Raw genomic sequence first — 6,909 nt, 5'->3', positions numbered from 1 at the left:
TTTTTTAAGTGGGGTGTGTTGTCACCGCTGGTGTGGTTGTTTGGGCGGGGGGCCGGCGCCGGGCGCCCGCGCGCCCCCCCCCCCCCCCCCCCCCCCCGCGACGCGAAGCCACGGAGGTAACGGGATTGACCGATCAGTCCGCCACCACCGGTGTGACGGACCGCCCGAGCGACGGAGACGTCGCCGGAACCGCGGCACGTTCCGCTGAACGCATCCGGGAACACCTGGACGGCGCGGTACCCGCCACCCCTTGCCTGGTGATGGACCTGACGGCGGTGCGGGAGCGCTACGCGGAACTGCGAGCCGCACTGCCGGACGCGCGGATCTGCTACGCGGTCAAGGCCAACCCGATGCCCGAAGTCGTCGCCGCGCTCGTCGAGCTCGGCTCCTCCTTCGACGTCGCCAGCCCCGGCGAGATCGACCTCTGCCTCGAACAGGGCGCCGACCCCGCGGCGATCTCCTACGGCAACACCATCAAGAAGCGCGCCGACATCGCCCGCGCCCACGCGCAGGGCGTCCGGCTGTTCGCCACCGACAGCGAAGCCGACCTCACCGCCATCGCCGAAGCCGCGCCCGGCGCGAGCGTGTTCTGCCGCGTGCTCGTCGCCAACGACGGCTCCCGCACCCCGTTCGGCCGCAAGTTCGGCTGCACCCCCGAGACCGCGGTCCGGCTGCTCGGCCGCGCCGCCGAACTCGGCCTCGACGCGTGCGGCGTGTCCTTCCACATCGGATCGCAGCAGCACGACGCCGCGGCCTGGGAGCACGGCATCGCCGCCGCCCACCGAGTGTTCCGCGGCGCCGCCGAGCACGGCGTCCGGCCGCGACTGGTCAACCTCGGCGGCGGGCTGCCCGCGCACTACACCGACGCCGCGCCGCCGCTGACCGACTACGCGCGGCGCATCGAGCAGGCCCTCGACCGCGAGTTCGGCGCCGACCGGCCCGAACTGCTCGTTGAACCCGGCCGCCGCCTCGTCGGCGACGCCGGCGTGCTGCGCAGCGAAGTCGTCCTCGTCTCCCCGGACTCCGACGGCGAACGCCGCTGGGTCTACCTCGACGTCGGCCGCTACAACGGGCTCGCCGAGACCGAAGGCGAAGCGATCACCTACCGGCTGCGCACCTCCCGCGACGGCGACCCGGTCGGCCCGGTCGTGCTCGCCGGACCCACCTGCGACGGCGACGACGTGATCTACCAGCGCACCCGCTACGAGCTGCCGCTGACCCTGCGCGCCGGGGACACCGTGGACCTGCTCAGCGCCGGTGCCTACACCGCCAGCTACGCCTCGGTCGGCTTCAACGGCTTCCCGCCGCTGCCGACCCGTTGCATCGACGGGCACGAGCGACCCTGACCGCTGCGGCACGCCCGTGCCGCAGCGGTGCGCCCGGAGCGCAACACGAACGTTCTCCGCGAAATCTGCGAAATGTTGGGAGGTCGATAGATGTCGATCGATGCCGGAACCCTGCAACCCGTCGGTCTGTTCACCGGGCAGCACGTGCTCGCCGAGCTCGACGGTGTGGACGCGCAGCTGCTGGACGACGAGCAGTTCCTGCGCGACACCCTGGACAGCGCGCTGAGCCGCTCGCAGGCCACGGTGTGCCAGGTGATCGCCAAGCGGTTCGAACCGCAAGGCGTCACAGTGCTGGCGCTGCTGTCGGAATCCCATGCGTCGCTGCACACCTACCCCGAAGAGGGATCGATCTTCATCGACGTGTTCACCTGTGGGAACACCGCGCAGCCCGAGCGGGCGGTCGAACTGCTCGCCGAAGCGCTGCGACCCGCGTCGGTGAACACCCGCACGATCCGCCGGGGCCGGGACTACGACCCGGAACTGGTCTCGTGACCGGCTCGCCGACTCGCCGACCGCGAGCAGGCGGGACACCCTCCACAATGGACACACAAGTGCGTTCCCCCGCCCGACCCGGGCGCCGTAACGAGGAGGAGCACCGTTGATCGAAATCGACGGGCAGCGTTGGGTCAGCGAACCCATGGGCGCCGACATGCGGCGGTTGTGGCGCATCGACGACGTGATCTGGGAAGGCGACACCGCCTACCAGCACGTGCTCATCGGCCGCACCGACCAAGGCGTCTCGCTGTTCTGCGACGACGACCGGCAGAGCACCGAGTTCTCCCAGCTCGTCTACCACGAGGCCATGCTGGTCCCCGGCTTCCTGCTCGCCGCGAACCTGGACCGGGTGCTCATCATCGGCTCCAGCGAAGGCGTCGCCAGCCAGCTCGCCGTCGCCGCCGGAGCCACCCGCGTCGACCACGTCGACATCGACGAGGAATGCGTCCGGGCCTGCGCCGAGCACCTGCCCTACGGCTACACCACCGACGAGATCCCCGCGCTGCAACGCGGCGACGGGCCCATCACCCTGCACTTCGGCGACGGAGTGGCCTTCCTGGAACAGGCCCCGCCGGAAGGCTACGACCTCGTCGTCGTGGACCTGCCCGACGAACGCGCGGACGACGCCGACGGCCAGCACAACCGGCTCTACGGCCTCGAATTCCTGCAGCGCTGCCAGACCGTGCTCGCCCCCGGCGGCGTCGTCGCCTTCCAGGCGGGCTGCCCCACCGTGTGGCGCAACGAAACGCTGATCCGCGCCTACAACCGGTTCCGGTCGGTGTTCGAGACCGTCACCTACTTCGGCTCCGACGAGCACGAGTGGGCGTTCCTGTTCGGCCGCGCCGAACCGGTCGACGACCCCACCAACCTCATGCTGGAGAACCTCCCGAACAGCGAGTACCAGCCGCGCACCATCGACGACGCCAGCCTCATCGGCTGCACCGTCCCGCCCTACTCGGTGCGCAACCAGGGCTGAGCGAACGCCGAAGAGCCCCCCGGCTCACCCGCTCCGGCGGGCTCTTCGCATGCCCGGCGTCAGAGGAACTGCAGGTACGGGTGCAGCCCAGGGGCGCCGCTGCGCGCGCCGAACCACTGCTCGAACGCGATGCCCCGCTCGCGCAGCTGCGCCTCCAGCTCCGCGTTCCCCGCATCCTCCGCGAGCCGCGCGTCCACCTCGTACAACCGCTCGTGCGCGGTGTCGCCGAACGCGGTGGCGGCGAACCGGGCGAAGATCGGCGTGCTCTGCGACCAGTCCAGCAGCTCCGCCGCGTCCAGCAGCACCTGCGCCTCGTGCACCACCAGCCGCAGCGCCAGCGCTTCGGCCACGCAGCGCGGCGGCGTCCACACCGGCTCCGACAGCCGCGTCGCCACCGCCGCCGACGCCAGCAGGAACGCCCGGGCGAACGCCGAGTCGTAGCGGGCGCCGTAGCAGGGCGGCAGCTCCGCCAGCACCAGCAGGCCCTGGGCCTCGTCGACCGTCGCGTTGTTGATGGACAACGACAGCTCGTCGTAGAAGATCTCGTCGGTCACCACCCACACCGCGTGGATCAGCGCGCCCGCCGCGAGCCGCGCCGCCGACTCCTCCACGTCCGGGGCGGCGAACGCCTCCGGACCGAAGGCGCGCAGCCGGGGCGCGCACTCCAGCAGCGTCTCCCGCCAGTGCCGCGCCTCCACCACCGGTTCCGCGGCCCCCAGCGCCTCCTCCACGGCCAGCTCCAGCTCGCTGGAGTCGTCCGGAGTGCGCACGTCCGCCGCGGCCAGGCTCTGGTTGAACTCGTCTTCGGTGATCCGCACCTTCGACTCCGCGACCGACCAGCCGCTGAGCAGGTCGATCTCGCTGAGCAGCTCGTCGAGCACCGTCGCCGCCGCCCACTCCGCCGATACCAGCGACGGCGCGTCCAGCACCAGTTCCACCGTCGTCCGGGCCGGGCCCGGCGAGATCCGGAAGTCCAGCACGTCGATGTCGGCCTGGTCCGGCCCGGTGACGCCTTCCACGAGCGCGAGCCTGCGGTCGAGCAGCGCGACCACGCCCTGCTGCTGCAACTCGTCCAGTCCCTGCACCGCCACCGGCGGTTCTAGTACCGCCGTCACCACGTAGTCCACCGCTGCTCGCCCTCTCCTCCCGAACGCACCGCATGGTACGTGCCTGCCCGCGCGGAGAGCCGCCTGCGCCACCTCCGGGGAAAGCGGGATCATGGCCCGGTGACGACGACGGTGGCGGTGTTCGGCAGCTGCAACATGGATCTGGTGGCCTACGTGGGGACCGCGCCGAAGCGCGGCGAAACCGTGCTCGGGCGCGAATTCCGCACGGCGCCCGGCGGAAAGGGCGCGAACCAGGCCGTCGCGGCCGCCAGAGCGGGCGCGGAAGCGCTCATGATCGGCGCGGTCGGGGAGGACGAACTGGGCGGCGGGCTGCGCGAGGCATTGCGCGGGTTCGGAGTCGATACCCGCGGTCTGCGCACCGTCCCGGGAAACAGCGGCACGGCGCATATCGTCGTCGACGACGACGGCGGAAACGCGATCGTCGTGGTCCAGGGGGCCAATGCGACCGTCGATTCGCTCGCGCCCGGCGATGCCGAACTGATCGCGAGTTCCGGAGCGCTGCTGCTGCAGCTGGAGATCCCGTTCGCCGGGGTCGAATCCGCCGCCGCGGCCGGGCGCTCCGCCGGAGTTCCGGTGATTCTCACGCCGGCTCCCGCCGCGGAACTGTCCGCCGAGTTGCTGGCGAACGTGGACGTGCTGGTGCCGAACGAACACGAAGCCGCGGTCCTCACCGGTCGCGACGATCCCGACGCGGCGTTGCGGGAATTGGTGGAACGAGTACCGGAAGCGATCATCACGCTCGGTGCCGAAGGAGCCCTCTACGGCAATGCGGCGGGAGAGGTCGTCCGGTCGCCCGCCCATCGGGTGCGGGCCGTGGACACCATTGCGGCGGGGGACACCTTCGTCGGTGTCTTCGCGGCTGCGCGGGCCGGGGGAGCGGAGGTCCGGGAAGCGCTGGCGGCGGCCTCGGCAGCGTCCGCGCTGGCCGTGGGGCGCCACGGCGCCATGTCGTCGATGCCGACGGAACAGGAGATCAGGGAGTTCCGCGGCTGAGCGCGGAAGCGGGGTGGAATGTCGCGGACGCCGCCGACCGGAGAAATGTCCGATCCCGCACGGGCGGCGTCGCGCGACACCCCGATGGACTCACTTGGCCTTGTCGTAGGCGTCCACGATCTCCGAGGGAATGCGTCCCCGATCCGACACCTGCATGCCCTGCTCCCGGGCCCATTCCCGAATGGCCTGGTTGCGTTCCCGGTCGGCGGCGGTAGGAGCAGCGGCGGTCTTGCCCGCCTTGCCCGCCGCGCGCTTGCGACCCCCGGTGCGGCGTGCGGCGGAGACGTACGACGCCAACGAGTCCCGCAGTTTCGCTGCGTTGTCGGCGGACAGGTCGATGGTGTAGTCGACCCCGTCCAGGCTGAACTCGACCGTCGACTCCGCTTCCGACCCGTCGACGTCGTCGACGAGCTGCACGGTGACCTTCTGCGCCACTGGAAAACCCTCGATTCCGGTTCGTTATTGCTGGCCTTCGTGCGAGAGCGTACGAAGAACGTTCTGAACAATAAACCGTTGTTGCGAAAATGTGCCACCCTGGGTCCGTCGAGCACTGACCGTGAGCTCGGAACGCTGTTGTAGCGACGTTGTGCTTCAGATTACTTTCTCGATTTCGCGGCCGATCGGCTACGGTGTGTCGCGGGGCGGTTCGCCCGGGACCCGGCATCGCGGGGTCGACGGTGCCCCCGCACGGCGGTTCTCAACGGCCGGTGGTGCTGTTCTATCGTTGACGCGAGACAACAGCGATGCCGCGTGCTACAACGTGGGTCAGGGTCGCAGGAGTCTCGCCTGCAGGTGTCGCGGATCGAGACGGGGCACGTTCCCGAGACAGGTGATCATGGCCGAGCGTATTCAGGTCGAACTCGTCGACGACATAGACGGGTCGCCAGCCCAGCAGACCGTTACTTTCGCGCTGGACGGCGTGACCTACGAAATCGACTTGAGCGAACGGCACGCGCAACGCCTGCGCGGAGTCTTCGCCCGGTACATCGAGCGGGCGCGCGTTCCCGAGCGCGAGCAGTCCGCCGCCACGGCCAAACGCCAGGAACGGGACGAACGCGACGCCCGCCAGGCCAACCGGCAGCTGACCGAGCAGATTCGCGGTGCCGCGCAACGGAGCAAGGACCGGTTGCACAAGCAGCAGGAACCGGAAGCGGACGAACAGGCCGCCGAGGCCGGACCCGCACTCCCGGTGGAACCGCGCGAACCGGAACAGCTCGTCCCCGAACCTCCGCGCCAGGAGGAGGAGCGGTCGAACTCCACCGTCGCCTCCGTGTCCCTGCCGCAATTCTCGTCCGCTGTGGACTGAGCCGGTACCGGTGGTCCCGGCCGGCCGCGTTCCCGGAACGGGACGCTTCCGGCCCCGAACGCAGAAGAACCGCATCGTGGTGATCCGCGATGCGGTTCTTCGTCTTTCCGGTACCGGTCGCTCCGCTGCCGCCTCCCCCGCGCGCGGAGCGCTCGGTGCCTCAATCGGCGGCGCGGTGCCTGCGCCCTTTCGCGCGACCGCCGGAGTCGCCGTGCTGAGCGGCCACCGATTCGGCGGCCGACGACTCGGCGCTCTCGGTCAGCGCCGCGGCGAACTCGGGTGGGGAGCTCAGTCCCCAGTTGTCCGCCTCCGGGTCGATCAGCTGCTGCTGCAACTCGGTGTAGATCGGTGTCGAGTCCACGGTTACCCCCTGCCTCTTGGTCGGCGAGCAGGCTACCGGCGCGCGGGTGGGTGCAGCCCGCGAAACGCACCGCGATCACTCGATGGAGATCGCCGGACTCGGGCCGGGCCGCGGCCCGGTGTCCCGGTGCTCGGTGGTCCCACGGCAAGCCGCCATCCGGGTGAAGCGGGATGACCTGCGGTTTTCGCGTTAATGGGGGGTGGTGTTCAAGGCCGTTTTCGGCCCGTGTAGATTTCTTTCTGCCAGCACGGAACGGGCCGAAAACGAATCGGGCCGGGTGCGGCGGGGTCGCGAAACGGGCTTCC

8 protein-coding genes are annotated in these 6,909 nt (G+C 70.5%); 5 read left to right on the top strand and 3 right to left on the bottom strand.

The window, feature by feature from the left end; translation table 11 throughout:
• Window positions 1–125: 125 nt before the first annotated feature.
• The 3 genes from LCD31_RS21440 (at window position 126) to LCD31_RS21430 (ending at window position 2,817) form a co-directional block, all read left to right on the top strand.
• The gene (locus tag LCD31_RS21440) at window positions 126–1,346 is read left to right on the top strand and encodes a type III PLP-dependent enzyme (protein ID WP_304612926.1); all 1,221 of its coding nucleotides are present in this window, start codon (window positions 126–128) and stop codon (window positions 1,344–1,346) included.
• Window positions 1,347–1,436: 90 nt separating this feature from the next.
• On the top strand, window positions 1,437–1,838 hold the full coding sequence (gene speD / locus LCD31_RS21435) for an adenosylmethionine decarboxylase (protein ID WP_224960582.1): 402 nt from the start codon (window positions 1,437–1,439) through the stop codon (window positions 1,836–1,838).
• 106 nt (window positions 1,839–1,944) lie between these two features.
• Entirely contained in the window at window positions 1,945–2,817 is an 873-nt protein-coding gene (locus tag LCD31_RS21430) for a spermidine synthase (RefSeq protein WP_224960580.1), read from the top strand.
• A 59-nt stretch (window positions 2,818–2,876) separates the two neighbouring features.
• Here LCD31_RS21430 and LCD31_RS21425 read toward each other — a convergent pair whose 3' ends face one another.
• Window positions 2,877–3,944: a hypothetical protein gene (locus LCD31_RS21425; RefSeq protein WP_224960579.1), complete on the bottom strand. Its 1,068-nt coding sequence runs from the start codon at window positions 3,942–3,944 to the stop codon at window positions 2,877–2,879.
• A gap of 99 nt (window positions 3,945–4,043) precedes the next feature.
• Here LCD31_RS21425 and LCD31_RS21420 point away from each other — a divergent pair, with 99 nt between their 5' ends.
• On the top strand, window positions 4,044–4,937 hold the full coding sequence (locus LCD31_RS21420; protein ID WP_224960577.1) for a ribokinase: 894 nt from the start codon (window positions 4,044–4,046) through the stop codon (window positions 4,935–4,937).
• A 90-nt stretch (window positions 4,938–5,027) separates the two neighbouring features.
• Here LCD31_RS21420 and LCD31_RS21415 read toward each other — a convergent pair whose 3' ends face one another.
• The gene (locus LCD31_RS21415; protein WP_224960576.1) at window positions 5,028–5,372 is read right to left on the bottom strand and encodes an Lsr2 family protein; all 345 of its coding nucleotides are present in this window, start codon (window positions 5,370–5,372) and stop codon (window positions 5,028–5,030) included.
• A 400-nt stretch (window positions 5,373–5,772) separates the two neighbouring features.
• Here LCD31_RS21415 and LCD31_RS21410 point away from each other — a divergent pair, with 400 nt between their 5' ends.
• The gene (locus LCD31_RS21410; RefSeq protein ID WP_224960585.1) at window positions 5,773–6,243 is read left to right on the top strand and encodes an Lsr2 family protein; all 471 of its coding nucleotides are present in this window, start codon (window positions 5,773–5,775) and stop codon (window positions 6,241–6,243) included.
• Window positions 6,244–6,403: 160 nt separating this feature from the next.
• Here LCD31_RS21410 and LCD31_RS21405 read toward each other — a convergent pair whose 3' ends face one another.
• The gene (locus tag LCD31_RS21405; RefSeq protein ID WP_224960575.1) at window positions 6,404–6,604 is read right to left on the bottom strand and encodes a hypothetical protein; all 201 of its coding nucleotides are present in this window, start codon (window positions 6,602–6,604) and stop codon (window positions 6,404–6,406) included.
• Window positions 6,605–6,909: the final 305 nt, after the last annotated feature.

This window comes from Saccharopolyspora sp. 6M, assembly GCF_020176775.1.
Lineage (GTDB): Bacteria > Actinomycetota > Actinomycetes > Mycobacteriales > Pseudonocardiaceae > Saccharopolyspora_C > Saccharopolyspora_C gregorii.
This window is presented reverse-complemented; position numbering and strand designations above follow the sequence as displayed.

Coding starts and splice junctions, on each gene's coding strand:
- speD (WP_224960582.1), top strand. CDS start 1,437: ATGTCGATCGATGCCGGAACCCTGCAACCCGTCGGTCTGTTCACCGGG.
- LCD31_RS21410 (WP_224960585.1), top strand. CDS start 5,773: ATGGCCGAGCGTATTCAGGTCGAACTCGTCGACGACATAGACGGGTCG.